Raw genomic sequence first — 16,405 nt, 5'->3', positions numbered from 1 at the left:
GCCAATGGTACTTCGTCTCAAGACGCGGGAGAGTAGGTCGCTGCCAGGTCTGCCAAACGCAACGTTCATAAACAAATCTCACAACAACACACAGAACTATGACGCGGGGTGGAGCAGCCCGGTAGCTCGTCAGGCTCATAACCTGAAGGTCACAGGTTCAAATCCTGTCCCCGCAACCAGATCACTTCCAGCTTCTCATTCAACTCAGTACAAACACAAAACCCCGCGTCAAGCGGGGTTTTTTGCGTTGGGGTTCACTCAAAACAACTGAAAGCCTCAGTCGAATTTTACAGCAGTTGTATTCGCACCGCAGATGAGAACTGCCACCCGCTCATCGGGTGCCGGAACATACTTGCCGGAAAACAGTGCGGCGAAGGCGGCGGCACCGCCCGGCTCGGCGACGATGCGTATCTTGTCCCAGAGCGCCTGCTGCGCCGCGCGAATATCGTCGTCAGAGACGACGAGTACAGACCGGTCGACGAAAGCCTGGGCGATCGGAAACATCAACCTGCCCACCTGTTTGGGTGCCAGCGAATCGGCGGCGATACCTTCCGCCGGCGCATCGACTGGCTGACCGGCCGCCAGCGCCATATGAAGAGTCGGCGAGCCCTCCGGTTCAACGGCCACGATTTTCACCCGGCCTTTGAACCATGCAGCGATGCCGCCGATCAGTCCACCGCCGCCAACTGCAACCAAGAGTGTCGTTATATCGGGAAGGTCAGCTTCGATCTCGGCGCCGAGTGTACCCTGACCGACTAGCGTCTCGGGTTGGTCATAGGCATGAATAGCCAGGGCGCCGTTGTCTTCGACAAATTTCTCGCTCGCGGCCAAGGCGTCGGCGTAACGATCGCCACCGATGACAAGAGCTGCACCATAGCCACGGATGCGTTCAGCCTTGGCCGGGGAACTGACGCCCGGAACGAAGATCGTTGCGGGCACGCCGAGACGCATGGCGGCGTAGGCGACCGCGGCGCCGTGATTGCCACCGGACGCCGCCACGACACCAGCCTCCGGAATGGAACGGGTCAGGAGATTGGTGAAAGCACCGCGCGCCTTGAACGAGCCTGAGTGCTGCAAATATTCCAGCTTGAGATCGACCGGACACGGTGCAAGCCCGAATTCAATCATGTCGACGCGCAGGGTTGGTGTGTGACGGATATGCGGACGGATCAACCGCTCTATCTCGGCAATTCGTTCAGGTGTGATCAGGGAGTTCATGGGATTCTCGCTTGAAGGACGGTGCGGACAATAGTGGTGACGAAGTCTGAGATGCAAGTGCAAACGATTGATCATTGGCTAAGCCGTATGAAACCGTCATTGACTCCAATCGTGTCCAGGAGTACCACTTCACAAAAGAGCAATAAATCCACATTTGCGGGTTCTTGAATCTTGTGTGAAGGGAGGTGCGACCCAGCTATGAATGAAATTCGCCTCCAATCATCGAACAGGCTTCCTTCGGACGAGCAGCGCGAACATTTGATGGTGCGCGTCGCCAAGCTTTATTATGACCTTGAGTGGACGCAGGGCGATATCGCGGCGGAACTCGGCTTGACCCGCTGGCAGATCGGCCGGTTGCTGACCGAGGCGAGAGAGCTCGGCGTCGTCCGCATAGAGATCACTCCAAGGGTCATGCGCCGGACCGATCTCGAAGTGCGATTGCAGCAGCAATATTGCCTCAAAGACGCGATTGTCGTTCCGTCCGGGGACATGACGGATTCCGCGCTTTTGACCGAACGCGTGGCGCAAGCCGCGGCGACCTATCTTGCCGGGCTCACGCCGAAATCCGAACTGATCGGCGTTTCCTGGGGCCGCACCATGTCTGCCGTTGCGCGATTTTTGCCGAGCAACTGGAACCCGGGCGTGCATGTTGTGCTGGTCAATGGCGCGACCAATCTGCGGTCGACGTCGACGCATTCAAGCGCGGTTGCGGAAGAATTTGCCCGCGCCGCCAACGGGATCGCGACCTTGCTGCCCGTGCCGGCAATTGTCGGCAAGAAAAGCACGCGCGAGGTGCTGGAAGAAGACCCGATCATCGAGCGTGTGCTGCAACTCGCCATGCAGGCCGATGTCGTGTGCTTCAGCATGGGTGGCATCAACCATCAATCGGTACTGCTCAGCAACGGCTATCTTGACGAGGCCGATATGGACAGGCTGAAGGATGCGGGCGCCGTTGGCGACATACTTGGGCGGTTTGTCGATGAGAATGGCAGGATAATCGATGAGACTATCGACGACCGCACCGTGGGCATGCGGCTCGAACATCTGAAGACCAAACAGCGAGCCATCGGCGTGGTTGCGGGTGAAGAAAAGCACCGGGTCGCCGTTGCAGCGTTGAAAGCGGGCTATGTGTCGGTCATCATCACGGACGAAGCAACGGCACTCTATGCATTGGAGAATCAAAATGGTGTCTGACACGCGTAAGGCGACGAATTGCCGTGTCGATCACAGGAAGGATCGCGCATGAACCGCCAGGAAATATTGGTTTCGAAGCGAACGGATTTGGCTGTGCAGCACTCACATGCACGCAATGCGGGCACCAAGCTTGCGCTCGACTGGTTTGACGATATCGCCGTCAACCGCTCGGCGACGGAGCGTCGGGCTGCGACGCTGACGACGCGCCGGACGGTGAAGAAGGAATATCAGGCGGCGTGGCTGATAAAGGCCATCACCTGCATCGATCTTACGACGCTTGCCGGCGACGACACGGCGGGCCGCGTCCATCGGCTTTGCGCCAAGGCAAGGCGTCCGGTGCGGGAGGATATCCTCGAGGCTCTTGGCCTGGCCGATGCGAACATCACGACTGGTGCTGTTTGCGTCTATCCGACAATGGTGCCGCATGCGGTGAAGGCATTGCAGGGGTCCGGCATACCTGTGGCCTCGGTGGCAACTGGTTTCCCGGCTGGCCTCACGCCGCTGCCGCAGCGCCTTGCCGAGATCCACTATGCTGTGGGTGAGGGGGCCGCTGAAATCGACATCGTCATCACGCGCGAACACGTGCTGACCCAGAACTGGTCAGCGCTGTACGATGAGATCGCGCAGATGCGGGAAGCGGCGGGCGAATCACATCTGAAGGCGATCCTGGCTACCGGCGACCTTAACACGCTGCGCAACGTCTATCGCGCTTCGATGGTTGCTATGCAGGCCGGCGCCGATTTCATCAAGACATCGACCGGCAAGGAAGAAGTGAATGCCACGCTTCCAGTCAGCCTGATCATGCTGCGCGCCTTGCGCGACTATGGCGAATTGTCGGGCCAGACTGTCGGCTTCAAGCCGGCAGGCGGCATGAAGACCGCCAAGGATGCGATGAACTGGCTGATCCTGATGAAGGAAGAACTTGGCCTGCCGTGGATGCAGCCTGAGCTTTTCCGCCTCGGCGCAAGTTCGATGCTCGGCGATATCGAACGGCAGCTGGAACATTACGTGACGGGCCGCTACGCCGCGTCTTCGCGCCACGCGCTAGCCTGAGGAAGAGAACATGGGACAGATCAAGGATATTCTTCGCACCATGGAATATGGCCCCGCTCCGGAGAGCAACAGTGACGCTCACGCATGGCTTGATGCCAACAAAAAGGGCTTCGGTCATTTCATCAATGGCAAATTTACCGACAGTGAAGGCCACAAGACCTTCGCTGTGATCAATCCGGCCAACGAAAAAGTGCTGGCGAAGGTCGCGCACGGTGCGAAAGCGGACGTCGATGCCGCGGTGAAAGCCGCTCGTGCCGCCTTCGGCACGTGGTCCAAATTACCGGGCCATGAGCGCGCCAAATATCTCTATGCCATCGCCCGCCATATCCAGAAGCGTGAGCGCTTCTTCTCGGTGCTCGAGACCATGGACAATGGCAAGCCCATCCGCGAGACACGCGACATCGATATCCCGCTTGTTGCCCGGCATTTCTACCATCACGCCGGCTGGGCCGAGATGGTCGAGACCGAGTTCGAAGGCTTCTCTCCGGTCGGCGTGTGCGGGCAGGTGATCCCGTGGAATTTCCCGCTGTTGATGCTGGCGTGGAAGATTGCTCCGGCGTTGGCGGCCGGCAACACCGTTGTCCTCAAGCCGGCCGAATTGACGCCGCTGACGGCGATCGCCTTTGCTGAAGTTTGCCATGAAGTTGGCCTACCGGCAGGCGTGGTCAATATCGTGCATGGCGATGGTGAAACCGGCGCACTGATTTGCGGCCATGAGGATATCGACAAGGTGGCGTTTACGGGCTCGACTGAAGTCGGACGTATCATTCGCGAACAGATCGCCGGCTCGGAGAAAAAGGTGTCGCTGGAGCTCGGCGGCAAGTCGCCGTTCATCGTCTTCGAAGATGCGGACATGGACGGGGCGGTGGAAGGCGTCGTCGATGCCATCTGGTTCAACCAGGGCGAAGTCTGCTGCGCCGGTTCGCGCATCCTCGTGCAGGAAGGTATCGCGGAACGGTTTTACAACAAGCTGCGCAAGCGCATGGAGACGCTGCGCGTCGGCGATCCGCTGGACAAGACCATGGACATCGGCGCGCTTGTCTCGGCAGGGCAGTTGAAACGCGTTTCGGCACTGGTCGAGCAGGGCAAGGTTGAGGGCGGCACGTTGTGGCAGGCACCGGTCAGACTGCCCGCCAAGGGCAGCTACTTCGCCCCCGGCTTCTTCACCGATGTCGAGCCTGCGTCAACGGTCTGCGAAGTCGAAATCTTTGGTCCCGTCGCCACGGCGACGACCTTCCGCACGCCGGACGAGGCGATCGCGCTTGCCAACAACACGAAGTACGGACTTGCGGCCTCGATCTGGTCGGAGAATATCAATCTGGCGCTCGATATGGCTGCGCGGGTCAAGGCCGGTGTCGTCTGGATCAACTCGACCAACCTGCTTGATGCAGGCGCAGGGTTCGGCGGCTACCGCGAAAGTGGTTTCGGTCGTGAAGGCGGCCGTGAGGGTCTGTACGAATATCTGACGGCCGACTGGGAAAAGCGTCTGCCTCAGGCGAAGAGTGAACCTACGTTCAAGCCTTCGGCGGCACCGGATCGAGATGCGAAGGTCGCTGTCAGCGGCACAATCGACCGCACGGCGAAGAATTATGTCGGCGGCAAACAGGTGCGTCCGGACGGCGGTTACAGCTATTCGGTGCTGGGCAAGGGCGGACAGGTCATTGGCCAGGCCGGGCTCGGCAACCGCAAGGACATTCGCAACGCCGTCGAGGCGGCGGCCAAAGCCGGCACATGGGGTGGCGCGACGGCGCATAACCGCGCGCAGGTGCTGTACTATCTCGGCGAAAACCTGAGCGCGCGTCAGGCCGAATTCGAGGAACTGCTGGAGACAAGTACCGGCGTTTCGGCAAAGGCCGCAGCCGAGGAGTTTGCCGTCGCGCTCCGCCGCATCTTCTACTACGCTGCCCAGGCAGACAAATATGATGGCGCCGTGCATTCGACTAAATCGCGCCATGTGACATTGGCGATGAACGAGCCTTGGGGTGTCATGGGTATCGTGTGCCCCGACGAATTGCCGCTGCTGTCGTTCGTATCTCTGGTCTTGCCGGCGATTGCCATGGGCAACCGCGTGGTCACCGTGCCCTCGACGCGGCATCCACTATTGGCAACCAGTATCTATCAGGTGATCGACACATCAGACCTTCCGGGCGGCGTGGTGAATATAGTCACCGGCGAGCGCGATGTACTGGCGAAGACGCTGGCAGAGCATGATGAGGTGGATGCGATCTGGTATGTCGGTTCGAACGAGGGGAGCGCCATGGTCGAAATGGCTTCGTGCGGGAACCTCAAGGCCACATGGGTCAATAATGGCCGTCAAAGGGATTGGCTGAGCAACCTGCAAGGTCAAGGTCGCGATTATCTGCGACGTGCGGTGCAGGTGAAGAATATCTGGGTGCCCTACGGAGAGTGATTAGCCGATGAATTGCAGAACCATTGTGCGTGGTTCGACAGGCTCACCATGAGGGAGTTAGTAGGTCGCAGGATAACTGCCAGCGAATCTTGGCATTGGCTCCCCTGAAATCAAACGAACTCCTCACCCTGAGCTTGTCGAAGGGCGCACGATGGTTATGCAATCGGCCTGGCCGGGGCTTTACTTGCGGCGATAGAGCCAAAGCGTCAGCGGTGCGAGGGAGGCAGTCAGTAATACCGGGGCTATGAGCGCCGCGCCTAGCTGCGCTGCGGTGGCATTTCCGGCCATTAGACCGCGCATGGCAGTCGTCATCAGCGACACTGGATTGACATCGACGAAGACCCTCAACCAGCCAGGCATTGTTGCAGGGTCTACCATGATGTTGGAGGCGAAGACCAGTGGCATGATCCCGGTAAAGGCCATGGTCATAACGGTGCTGGGCGTGCGCATGACCAGCCCGAGCACCAGAAATATCCAGCCGAACCCGAAACCGATCACCACTAGCAGGAGCAGTGCTTCAACGACGCCGATGATGCCGGCTTCCGGCCTGTACCCAAGTAGGATGCCGATGAGCAGGATAAGCAGGGAGGCAATCAGATGGCGCAGGATGTCGCCGACCATCAGGCCGGCGAAGGGTGACAGCGACCATATCGGCAATGAACGGAACCGGTCGAACAGACCCTTGCCAAGGTCCGTGCTCAGCCCCATGCCGGAGTACATCGAATTGAACACCACGGTCTGCACCAGAATGCCTGGAAGAAAATATTGCAAATAGGCCGCTGTAGAACCTGAAAGCGCACCACCGAACACAAAGGTGAACAACAGGGTGAACATGATCGGCGTCATGACCAGGTCGAAGAGCTGTTCCGGGACGTGTTTGAATTTCAGCACGGCGCGCCAGCCAAAGACGAGCGCATTGGACAGGGCTGAAGGCTGGGGCGGACGCTCCGCATAGATGAGCGAAGTCGTTGCGGTTTCGTTGTCCATCATGCTTCTCCCGGAGAAGGCTGGCTTTCGGTGATGTGCCCGGTCAAAGCGAAGAACACCTCGTCGAGGCTGGGCGCGCCCATCGAGAAATCGGCAAGTTCGATATTCGCGTCGATCAATGCCGCGATAGCGCGATTGGCGTTTTGCGGCGTATCAACCATCAGTGACAGCGCCGAGCCTTCGGAACTGCGTTGCGCCTTGCTGCCGGTTGTTTCCTCCAGCAGCCGTTCGGCTTCGGCGATACGTGTTGCATCGACCAATGTCAGATGCAGGAAGCCCGACCCCGTTGCCGTCTTGAGCTCGCGGCTGGTTCCTTCGGCAATCTTTTTGCCATGGTCGATCACCGCGATGCGGGCGGCGAGCTGGTCGGCTTCCTCCAGATATTGCGTGGTAAGAAGTATGGTAACGCCTGCATCCGCGAGAGAGCGGATCATGCGCCAGACGCTCTTTCGTGCCATGGGGTCGAGCCCGGTCGTTGGTTCGTCGAGGAACAGGACGCCCGGCGTGACCACGAGCGAGGCTGCGATATCCAGCCGGCGCCGCATGCCGCCGGAATAATCCTTGACCTGTTTGGCGGAGGCATCTGCAAGATCGAAGGCGATCAACAGATCATCGGCGCGCTTTTTCGCTGACTGGCCGCGAAATCCCCATAACCGCGCCAGCAGGATCAGGTTTTCGCGCCCGGTCAAATCCTCGTCGAGCGAAGCGAATTGTCCGGTCATGGCGATCGAAGCGCGAACATCGTGAGGAGATTTCGCCAGGTCGTATCCAAGGACCCTGGCAGAGCCTGCATCGGGAGGCAGCAGCGTCGCCAGCATGCGCAGCAGCGTGGTCTTGCCGGCACCGTTCGGACCGAGAATGCCGAATATCATGCCGCGCGGCACATCGAGATCAATGCCATCGACCGCACGGACATCGCCGAAATGTTTGCTGAGGCCCCGCGCTTCGATGGCGGCACCTTTCTGCGGTCGGGCGGTATCGGGCATCGTCACTGTCCTTCAATTTGCAGTTGGCCGGTTATGAGTCAGCGGCAAGATGGGCGGCGGCGGAGCGGATAGATAGCAATGCTGGCGTTTTCTGTCAAAGTGTCGCAGGGAGCCGTCTGAAATCTGCCGTCTCGCCGGACGAGTAACAGTTAGAAATGCCGTGCCATTATGATTCGGAGAACTTGAATGCTCACGATGCTGATATCATGAACAGATATTCCTTTGGGTTCTGGATCTTCGTTTTGTGCGCCGTCGCCGTCAGCGGCGTGGTTTACGGCGCGATATTTTATGATGACTGGTCGCTGATTGGCGCCATTTTTGCTTTGTTCGTCTGTGTTCCGGTCATTGCTTTTGAGCGGGGCCTGTTGCTGCCGCGTCTGAACGCCTGGGTTACATCTCTTTCGACTCCGGCCTATATTATTTTCTCGCTTCTCGTTTTCTATTTAATGGTCAGCGTGGCTTTCGCGGCCTGTGGCGGTCTGCTTTGGTTCCTGGGGCGTCTCAAGGTCACTTGGCAGGAGGCTGTCATTTTACCAGCGGATATCTTGCTCTACACGATGGGAGTGTCGCTGATCCTCAGTTTTGTCACCCGCGTCCGCGAACTGCTTGGCCGGGACGTCTTCGCCAGCCTGCTTCTTGGCCGATACCGCAAACCCATTGAAGAAGAGCGGATATTCCTGTTCATCGATCTTGTCGGATCTACGTCTTTTGCCGAGGAATTCGGGGATCTGCGCGCGCAACAGTTTCTCAGTGCGCTGTTTACGGCTTTTGCCAAACCGGTGCGACAGTATCGAGGCACCATCGACGATTACATTGGCGATGCGGCGATCATAACCTGGCCGATGGCCCGCGGGTTGAGACAAGGCAATTGCGTGAAATGTGCATTCGCGATTGTAGACGCGATCGAGGCCGACGCCGATAAATGGCTGCAGAAATTCGGCCGGGTACCGCGTTTGCGCGTGGCTCTGCATGGCGGGCCTATTGTCACTGCAGAAGTCGGAGTAGATCACCACAAGATCGCTTATTTTGGCGATACCGTGAATACGACAGCCCGTCTGGAAAGTCTGTGCCGTACGCTCGGCGTGCCGGTATTGATTTCGAGCGATCTGGCGAAACGCCTGGATTTATCGGGTGACATCAAAGCCGAATATCTCGGCCAGCACGCGCTGAAGGGCAGGGGCCAATCGCTCGGCGTCATGGCGCTGATACGGGCAAAGGAACCTGCTTTTAAGCTGGTGGCTCGGAGTGCCTAATTTGCTGCCATATTCTGCCCTCGACAATTTCTGTCCACAAAGCGTCAATTCAGCGGATTAAGCGGTGACAGCGCTTGTGCGGTGCGATATGGTCATCTTCGTCGAGGGTCTTCGATTGTAGAATCTAAGCCCTGTCAATTTGCGGGAGAGTGTCTTTGCACAGCGATGTGCAGGTCCACCGAAGGGGAAATCGCCCGAAATCTCTCAGGTAGCAAGAACCGCAAAAGGATAAGACAACTCTGGAAAGTCGAGGGAAACCTCGCGCCGAAGGTGTAAGTGCAGCCGGATGCAAGTCCCGCGCTGTGCGAGTCTCTCAGGCTTCCGACAGAGGGGCAAAGAAACGGTCCGTCCTTGTGGCGGGGATCTTTGCACGACTCTGGAGTAAAAATGGGCGCTGAAGAAAACTTGAAATCATTGCCGCTTGATGATCTGCATAAAGCCGCCGGTGCGCGCTTTGGCGGGTTTGCAGGTTGGTCCATGCCGATCACCTATCCGTTGGGGGTGATGAAAGAGCATCTGCATACGCGCGAGAAAGCCGGGCTGTTCGATATCTCGCACATGCAGCTGTTCGATATTGCAGGACCCGGAACAGCGGCGCTGCTTTCCCATATTTGCCCGTTAGACGCGGACGCGCTGGCTACAGGGCAATCCAAATATACATTCTTCCTCAACGAGAAGGCGGGAATTCTCGATGATCTGATTGTCACGAGATTGGGCGGAGACCATTTCATGGTCGTCGCCAATGCCGGCAATGCGGCCGCTGACGAAGCGCATTTGCGCGACGTTGCGAAAGGCTTTGATTGCAGGATCAATACGCTCGATCGCGTGTTCCTGGCTATTCAGGGACCGCAGGCGGTGGATGTGCTGCGCGTGGCCGGAGTTCCCGGAACAGAGCTTGCATTCATGCATGGCTTCGAGCCCAAGCCTGGTTGGTTCATGAGCCGCTCGGGCTATACCGGCGAGGACGGTTTCGAGATCGGCCTGCCACCAGATGAAGCGCGCGAACTCGTGACCGTGCTTCTTGCAGACGAACGCGTGGCGTGGGTTGGCCTCGCCGCGCGTGACAGTCTGCGACTGGAGGCCGGCCTCTGCCTGCACGGCCAGGACATCGCGCCGGAGATCGATCCCGTCGATGCGGGTCTTACCTGGGCGATCGCCAAGCCAGTGCGTGAACAGGCTGGGTTCATCGGTGCCAAAGCTCTGCTCGACAAGATCGCCAAGGGCCCGGCAAGAAAACGTGTGGGTCTGAAACCCGATAGCCGCCAGCCGGTCCGGTCTGATTCCATTCTGGTCGATATCCATGGCAATGCGGTCGGTGTGGTCACATCGGGCGGTTTCGGGCCTTCGGCAGGCTTTCCTGTTGCGATGGGCTATGTCGGCAAGGATTTCGCGCCCATTGGTACCCAGGTTTTCGCTGAAGTGCGCGGTAACCGCATTGCGCTCCACGTTCATTCACTTCCCTTCACCCCGCATCGCTACCACAAAGGATAATTCAGATGGCAGCCACTTATTTTACCGAAGATCATGAATGGGTCCGCGTCGAGGACGGCATCGCCACCGTCGGCATTACCGATCATGCGCAGGACCAGCTCGGCGATCTCGTCTTCGTTCAATTGCCGGATGTCGGTCAATCCCTGTCGAAGGGCGATGCCGCAGTTGTGGTGGAATCGGTCAAGGCGGCTTCGGATGTCTATGCGCCGCTGGACGGCGAAGTGACTGAAGTCAATGAAGCGATGGCAAGCGATCCCGCGCTGGTCAATTCTTCGGCAACCGGCGATGGCTGGCTATGGAAGATGAAATTGTCCGACACGGACCAGTTGACCGGTTTGCTCGACGAAGCCGGTTACAAAGCGATTATTGGTTGATCGATCATGAACAAAAGCATTTTTCCGTTTTCCGACCGCCATATCGGCCCAAGCATACAGGGTTCGCGCGCAATGCTGGCGGCACTGGGCATTCCCTCGCTGGAAACGCTGATTTCACAGGCTGTACCGAAATCCATTCGTCTGGAACGGCCGCTGAATATTCCCGAAGCTGCCAATGAGGCGGAAGCACTGGCAGAACTTAGCCTCAAGATGGGTCAGAACAAGACCCATAAAAGCTTCATCGGGCAGGGCTATCACGGCACGCATGTACCTGCGGTCATCCAGCGCAATCTCTTTGAAAACCCTGCGTGGTACACCGCCTATACACCGTACCAGTCAGAGATAAGTCAGGGGCGGCTCGAGTTGCTGTTCCATTTCCAGACGCTGGTTACGGAATTGACAGGCTTGCCGGTCGCATCCGCATCGCTGCTCGATGAGGCGACCGCTGTGGCGGAAGCCGTTGGCATAGCCTATCGTCACCATCGCGAAAAGCGCGATCGCATAGTACTTGCCGGAGAAGTGCATCCGCAGATTCTCGATGTGGTCAGGACCCGCGCCGAGCCCCTTGGCATGAGCGTGAACGGCGGCGAGATCGATGCCAGCGTCGCGGCGATCATCGTGCCTTGGCCTGACACCTATGGTGTCTACGGCGATCACTCGGCGATCATCAAGGCTGCAAAAGCAGCCGGCGCGCTGGTTATTGCAGTCGCAGATCCCCTCGCACTGACAATCACAGCTTCCCCCGCTTCGCTTGGAGCGGATATCGCCGCTGGTTCCATGCAGCGCTTCGGCGTTCCGATCGGCTATGGTGGACCGCACGCAGCATATCTCGCAGTGAGCGATAATCTGACCCGGCTTATTCCGGGACGTCTGGTTGGCCAGTCGGTAGACAGCAAGGGACGGCCGGGCTACCGCCTTGCCCTGCAGACTCGCGAGCAGCATATCCGCCGCGACAAGGCGACATCGAATATCTGTACCGCGCAGGCACTGCTTGCCAATATGGCGGTGTCCTTCGCCATCTGGCATGGCCCGCAGGGACTTCAGGCTATCGCAGCCCAAGTTCATGCAAGAGCTGCGCGTCTTGCGGCGGGACTTGAGGCTGCCGGCCTCCAGCTTGGCGGCGAACGCTTCTTCGATACGATAACGGTCAGCGTCCCCGGCAGGGCGGCTTCCATTGCCGATGCTGCCGAAAAGGGTGGGCGCTTGCTCCGTGTGATTGATCAGGACCGGCTCGGCATTACGGTTGACGAGACGACGACGGACGGGGACCTCAGCGCACTTGCAGCGCTGTTCGGTGCAAGCTTGCCGAATGATCCCGGCGTAAAGCTGCCAAGCACGAGACCGGCTGAAGGGTTCATGACCCAAGCCGTATTTCATCAGCAGCGGTCCGAAACCGAGATGATGCGCTTCCTGCGCCGGCTTGCCGACAAGGATCTGGCGCTAGACCGAGCCATGATCCCGCTCGGCTCCTGTACGATGAAGCTCAACGCCGCAGCGGAAATGCTGCCCGTCAGCTGGCAAAGCGTTGCCAATGTGCACCCCTTTGCGCCGTCCGATCACGCGCTCGGGTATAAATCGCTGACGAATGATCTTGAAGCGTGGCTGTCCGAGATTACCGGATTTGATGCTGTTTCATTGCAGCCGAATGCGGGTAGCCAAGGCGAATATGCGGGCTTGCTTGCCATCCGCCGCTATCATCTCGACCGCGGTGACGACAATCGCGATGTCTGCCTCATTCCGGAATCCGCACATGGCACCAACCCGGCCAGCGCGCATATGGCGGGCATGCGGGTAGTCGTCGTCGCTTGCGAAGAGGCGGGTGACATTGATCTCGATGATCTGAAGGCCAAGGCGGAGATGCACAGCGCCAATCTTGCGGCGCTGATGATCACCTACCCCTCGACGCACGGTGTGTTCGAGGAGGGTGTGAAGGATATTTGCGCGGTTATCCACGGCCATGGCGGACAGGTTTATTTCGATGGCGCTAACCTTAATGCGCTGGTTGGTCTGGCTCGTCCCGGCGATATCGGGGCAGATGTTTGTCATATGAACCTGCACAAGACCTTCTGCATTCCACATGGCGGAGGCGGGCCAGGCGTAGGGCCAATCGGCGTTAAAAAGCACTTGGCACCATTCCTGCCCGGGCATGTCGCTAACGGTTCAGGGCATGCGGTGTCGGCTGCACCATTCGGTAGCGCCTCGATTCTACCGATCACATGGATGTATATCCGCATGATGGGCGGCGACGGATTGAAGCGCGCCACGGAAATGGCAATCCTCAATGCCAATTACATTGCCGAACGGCTGAAGGATACCTATCCCGTGCTATTCCAGGGGCGCAATGGCCGTGTGGCGCATGAGTGTATCCTCGATACGCGGGTATTGAAGGACAGCGCTGGGATCAGCGTCGAAGACATTGCCAAACGGCTCATCGACTATGGGTTTCACGCGCCAACCATGTCCTGGCCGATTGCTGGAACGCTGATGGTCGAGCCGACCGAGTCGGAATCGAAGCGTGAAATCGACCGGTTCTGCGATGCGATGATTGCCATTGCCAACGAGGCGGCAAAAGTCGCGAGCGGTGAGTGGCCAAAGGACGATAATCCGCTGGTCAATGCGCCGCATCCAGCCGGTGACGTTCTGGCCGATGACTGGTCGCATCCCTATAGCCGCAGCGAGGCGAGCCTCCCGGCTGGCGAAAGCGAGGACAACCCGAAATATTGGCCGCCGGTTTCGCGTATCGACAATGTTGCTGGCGACCGTAACCTGGTTTGCTCTTGCCCGCCGATGCAGGCTTATAGCTGAGGTCTTGAATCGTTAAATGGTGGGCGCTGGGTATATTCCAGCGCTCATAGCGCTTCGGTCACCAGTTTGGTGTGAGGCGCAACTCTTCATTGCTGTTGCCAGTGGCAGGAACGAGCTCCATTGCCAGCTGACGCAATGCTAGCGGCAAGGCCTGCAAGTCGCTGGATTCAAAGGAAAGATGCGGCAGACGCTTGGCGATAAGCTTCGCAACGATCCGCGCTTGCTGTTCATCCCGTATACGCTTGGCCGCATCGCGATCGGCACGCCGTGATAACCACAATTTATGCAGCGCGAATGCTCGGGGATCCGGACAGGAAAAGGAGAGGGGATAGCCCCTCTCATCAATCACCACTCCCTGCGTTTTCGGGCTGTTGACCAGCCAGGACAGCCCCTCGATTCCGATCGCCTGCAGATCGTCGGCATCAGCGCTGAAACGCGTCTTCTCTTTTGATAACATGACGTCTTTCGGTACGGGTTTAATGAGATCCACCAGAAAACCGTCGCGGTTCGCTGCCCTGTAGCCGTTCTTGGCCAACGGCACGAAGGAATGATCGATTTTCTGTAAGAGTCCGATCAGTCCCTTGTGGGAAAAGTCCCTGGTTATCAGCCGCAGGTTGAACCGCGAATCCATCAACAGGTCGACATCCTGCGTCGAAAGCAATCCGCTGGTAATGTGAACTGCAGCCATGCGTTCATAGACAAACAGTGCATTGGTACCCACAACATCAATCGCCGTGCCCATGAGACCGAGCTTGTCGAGTGCGCGGATAATACGTGCCGTCAAAAGCGGTACACGACCCAAAGCCATGGCCCGATTGACCGGAGCCAATTCATCCAGACGTTGTGCCAGACGCGCTACGCGCTCCTTGGAGCTATCGCGGCCGGCGTGGAACTGATTATAAATCGTCTCGGTCTCAGGCGATCTGGCGCCGAGGGATTTCCATATGCCGCTGGTCTTTTTATAGAGGTATTCTTTTTCATTCGTGCTTTTCTTCCACGACATCGACCCTAAAAATCGCTGCTCATGTTCCTTCAAGCTGGTCCGATAGACCTCGTAAGCCTGCGCAGTATCAATGTGCTGGCGAATCTGTTCAGAGGATAATTCTTTGAATTTACTCATCTTATCCCTGTTAGGTGCCTTATCTGGCGTAAAGGGGATAATATCACATATACTTGAGATTAAAATACTGATTCACAACGTATTATCCCTAAGTTTCCAAATCCAGCGCACAAAGGGACAACGTAATAAGTTCCATAATTAAGCTTATGCAATTTTCCGGTTACCGACTGGCCGAGTACGCCATGTCATGCGAATGCCTATTGAGACCGGGCGGCGTGTTGTGCACGGCCAGCCGCTCTATATTTTTCAAGAATTATCGGATCCAGCGTAAACAATTCCTGCGCTCGACCGACGCCGCGCAGCGCGAAGCGGCCAACGGATACCAGTTTCGCGCGCAGTTCTTCAGGCAGAGCTGCGGCGAAGCGGTCGGAAAGGAGAACGTCCTGATCGACCGACCGGCACATCGAAGCAATGCGGCTGACTTCGTTGACTGCAGGTCCGACAACAGTGAAGTCCAGCCGCGTATCGCTGCCGATGTTGCCGTAAAAGACCTCGCCGATATGAACGCCAAGATAGACATCTGTCGCGGGTGCGCCGCTAGCTTTGCGCGTCTTGTTGAGTACTACCACGCGCTTGCGCAGGTGCATCTGCGCTTTCAATGCGGCGGTTGCCGCGCTTGCCGAATCCTCTTCGGTGAAAATCGCAAGTATGCCATCCCCGATCAGCTTCAATACATCGCCGCCCGCCTCCTGTACCGATGCAATGACGGCTTCAGCGTAATCGTTCAACATGGGGATGATCGCATCAGGTGCAGCCGCATCAGAGATGCGAGTGTAATCCCGCAAGTCGGAATACCATAGCACTGCCTCGATGCGCTCGGCCGAACCGCGGTTGATCCTCCCTGCAAGCACGCGTTTCGCTGCATCACGGCCGAGATAGACATCGGCCAGTGTTCTGACGATGCGCGTGAGCGAAGCGCATTTGACGGCGAGAGCGAGACCCCTCACCAATCGCCTGAGCGCGTCCACATCGTTCTCGCAGAAACCCGCTGAATCCGCGGTCGACCAGGAGGAATAGAAACAATCCATCTCGCCGATGCTGCCTTCGCTCGAAAACCGATTCATGAAAGCGAGATAATCGGTACAACCCTCGCTCTTGAGAGTCGTCAGATGACGGAAGCCGATATCATCAACCTCGGCAAGCCGATGGCGCATCTCGTCCTCGCCGATTTGCAGAAGATGGTAGAACGTCGAATTCTGCCAGTTGTCAGCGCTTTCGCCTTGCTGTGAGGAGCCATATTCGATGATGGCTTTTTCGACCTCCCCGTCCCGGCGCCACGGGAATGCCCTGCCCTCATATATCGGATGAAGCGTATCGACAAAGGCGCTCGCACGTTCGAGCTGAATGCCTGCAGCAAGGCATCGCGCGCAGAAGCCGTTGAACAGGTCCATTTCTGACATGCCCGACAATCCTTGCAGATCAAGCCAGGTTTCAATTTCGACGATATCGGCTTCGTTCATGGTTTTGGCGCTCGCACTGCTGATAGCCACGGCTTAACACGTTGCAGTTGTTTC

Annotated in this window: 12 protein-coding genes, 1 tRNA gene and 1 riboswitch; of the genes, 8 read left to right on the top strand and 5 right to left on the bottom strand. The window is 58.0% G+C overall.

The window, feature by feature from the left end; translation table 11 throughout:
* Nucleotides 1–102: 102 nt before the first annotated feature.
* Nucleotides 103–179: transfer RNA gene (locus C7476_RS14720), tRNA-Met, on the top strand.
* Between the two features lie 97 nt (nt 180–276).
* Here C7476_RS14720 and C7476_RS14715 read toward each other — a convergent pair.
* Entirely contained in the window at nt 277–1,218 is a 942-nt protein-coding gene (locus tag C7476_RS14715) for a threonine/serine dehydratase (protein ID WP_114430653.1), read from the bottom strand.
* A gap of 198 nt (nt 1,219–1,416) precedes the next feature.
* Here C7476_RS14715 and C7476_RS14710 point away from each other — a divergent pair, with 198 nt between their 5' ends.
* The 3 genes from C7476_RS14710 to C7476_RS14700 are packed head-to-tail and all read left to right on the top strand — an operon-like array spanning nt 1,417 to nt 5,875.
* Nucleotides 1,417–2,412 carry a sugar-binding transcriptional regulator gene (locus C7476_RS14710; protein WP_114430652.1) on the top strand — a complete coding sequence of 332 codons (996 nt, stop codon included), beginning with the start codon at nt 1,417–1,419 and terminating at the stop codon, nt 2,410–2,412.
* A gap of 48 nt (nt 2,413–2,460) precedes the next feature.
* Entirely contained in the window at nt 2,461–3,465 is a 1,005-nt protein-coding gene (deoC, locus tag C7476_RS14705; RefSeq protein WP_114430651.1) for a deoxyribose-phosphate aldolase, read from the top strand.
* A gap of 10 nt (nt 3,466–3,475) precedes the next feature.
* The gene (locus C7476_RS14700) at nt 3,476–5,875 is read left to right on the top strand and encodes an aldehyde dehydrogenase family protein (RefSeq protein ID WP_181872447.1); all 2,400 of its coding nucleotides are present in this window, start codon (nt 3,476–3,478) and stop codon (nt 5,873–5,875) included.
* 180 nt (nt 5,876–6,055) lie between these two features.
* Here the strand turns inward: C7476_RS14700 and C7476_RS14695 are convergent, their stop codons facing one another.
* On the bottom strand, nt 6,056–6,862 hold the full coding sequence (locus C7476_RS14695; RefSeq protein WP_114430650.1) for an ABC transporter permease: 807 nt from the start codon (nt 6,860–6,862) through the stop codon (nt 6,056–6,058).
* Nucleotides 6,862–7,848, bottom strand: coding sequence for an ATP-binding cassette domain-containing protein (locus C7476_RS14690; RefSeq protein WP_114430649.1), 987 nt, complete (start codon nt 7,846–7,848; stop codon nt 6,862–6,864). The genes C7476_RS14695 and C7476_RS14690 overlap by 1 nt, the downstream gene beginning before the upstream one ends.
* A 206-nt stretch (nt 7,849–8,054) precedes the next feature.
* Here C7476_RS14690 and C7476_RS14685 point away from each other — a divergent pair, with 206 nt between their 5' ends.
* From C7476_RS14685 to gcvP, 4 genes are all read left to right on the top strand, one after another.
* The gene (locus C7476_RS14685) at nt 8,055–9,101 is read left to right on the top strand and encodes an adenylate/guanylate cyclase domain-containing protein (protein ID WP_114430675.1); all 1,047 of its coding nucleotides are present in this window, start codon (nt 8,055–8,057) and stop codon (nt 9,099–9,101) included.
* 132 nt (nt 9,102–9,233) lie between these two features.
* Nucleotides 9,234–9,332, top strand: a riboswitch (glycine riboswitch).
* Nucleotides 9,333–9,488: 156 nt separating this feature from the next.
* On the top strand, nt 9,489–10,592 hold the full coding sequence (gene gcvT, locus C7476_RS14680) for a glycine cleavage system aminomethyltransferase GcvT (protein WP_114430648.1): 1,104 nt from the start codon (nt 9,489–9,491) through the stop codon (nt 10,590–10,592).
* 5 nt (nt 10,593–10,597) lie between these two features.
* Nucleotides 10,598–10,966, top strand: a complete 369-nt coding sequence (gcvH, locus tag C7476_RS14675; RefSeq protein ID WP_114430647.1) for a glycine cleavage system protein GcvH — start codon at nt 10,598–10,600, stop codon at nt 10,964–10,966.
* 3 nt (nt 10,967–10,969) lie between these two features.
* Complete coding sequence (gcvP, locus tag C7476_RS14670) at nt 10,970–13,771, top strand: aminomethyl-transferring glycine dehydrogenase (protein WP_181872450.1); 2,802 nt, start codon at nt 10,970–10,972, stop codon at nt 13,769–13,771.
* Nucleotides 13,772–13,829: 58 nt separating this feature from the next.
* On the opposite strand, the gene C7476_RS14665 is transcribed toward gcvP, so the two are convergent.
* Complete coding sequence (locus C7476_RS14665; protein WP_114430645.1) at nt 13,830–14,891, bottom strand: GSU2403 family nucleotidyltransferase fold protein; 1,062 nt, start codon at nt 14,889–14,891, stop codon at nt 13,830–13,832.
* A 197-nt stretch (nt 14,892–15,088) separates the two neighbouring features.
* Nucleotides 15,089–16,351 carry an adenylate/guanylate cyclase domain-containing protein gene (locus C7476_RS14660; RefSeq protein WP_114430644.1) on the bottom strand — a complete coding sequence of 421 codons (1,263 nt, stop codon included), beginning with the start codon at nt 16,349–16,351 and terminating at the stop codon, nt 15,089–15,091.
* Between the last annotated feature and the right edge of the window lie 54 nt (nt 16,352–16,405).

The sequence above is a fragment of the Phyllobacterium bourgognense genome, from assembly GCF_003337575.1.
Taxonomy (GTDB): Bacteria; Pseudomonadota; Alphaproteobacteria; order Rhizobiales; family Rhizobiaceae; genus Phyllobacterium; species Phyllobacterium bourgognense.
The sequence above is the reverse complement of the archived record's forward strand: the minus strand, read 5'-3'. Positions and strand labels throughout refer to the sequence as shown.

Coding starts and splice junctions, on each gene's coding strand:
- C7476_RS14715 (WP_114430653.1), bottom strand. CDS start 1,218: ATGAACTCCCTGATCACACCTGAACGAATTGCCGAGATAGAGCGGTTG.
- C7476_RS14710 (WP_114430652.1), top strand. CDS start 1,417: ATGAATGAAATTCGCCTCCAATCATCGAACAGGCTTCCTTCGGACGAG.
- deoC (WP_114430651.1), top strand. CDS start 2,461: ATGAACCGCCAGGAAATATTGGTTTCGAAGCGAACGGATTTGGCTGTG.
- C7476_RS14700 (WP_181872447.1), top strand. CDS start 3,476: ATGGGACAGATCAAGGATATTCTTCGCACCATGGAATATGGCCCCGCT.
- C7476_RS14695 (WP_114430650.1), bottom strand. CDS start 6,862: ATGGACAACGAAACCGCAACGACTTCGCTCATCTATGCGGAGCGTCCG.
- C7476_RS14690 (WP_114430649.1), bottom strand. CDS start 7,848: ATGCCCGATACCGCCCGACCGCAGAAAGGTGCCGCCATCGAAGCGCGG.
- C7476_RS14685 (WP_114430675.1), top strand. CDS start 8,055: ATGAACAGATATTCCTTTGGGTTCTGGATCTTCGTTTTGTGCGCCGTC.
- gcvT (WP_114430648.1), top strand. CDS start 9,489: ATGGGCGCTGAAGAAAACTTGAAATCATTGCCGCTTGATGATCTGCAT.
- gcvH (WP_114430647.1), top strand. CDS start 10,598: ATGGCAGCCACTTATTTTACCGAAGATCATGAATGGGTCCGCGTCGAG.
- C7476_RS14665 (WP_114430645.1), bottom strand. CDS start 14,891: ATGAGTAAATTCAAAGAATTATCCTCTGAACAGATTCGCCAGCACATT.
- C7476_RS14660 (WP_114430644.1), bottom strand. CDS start 16,351: ATGAACGAAGCCGATATCGTCGAAATTGAAACCTGGCTTGATCTGCAA.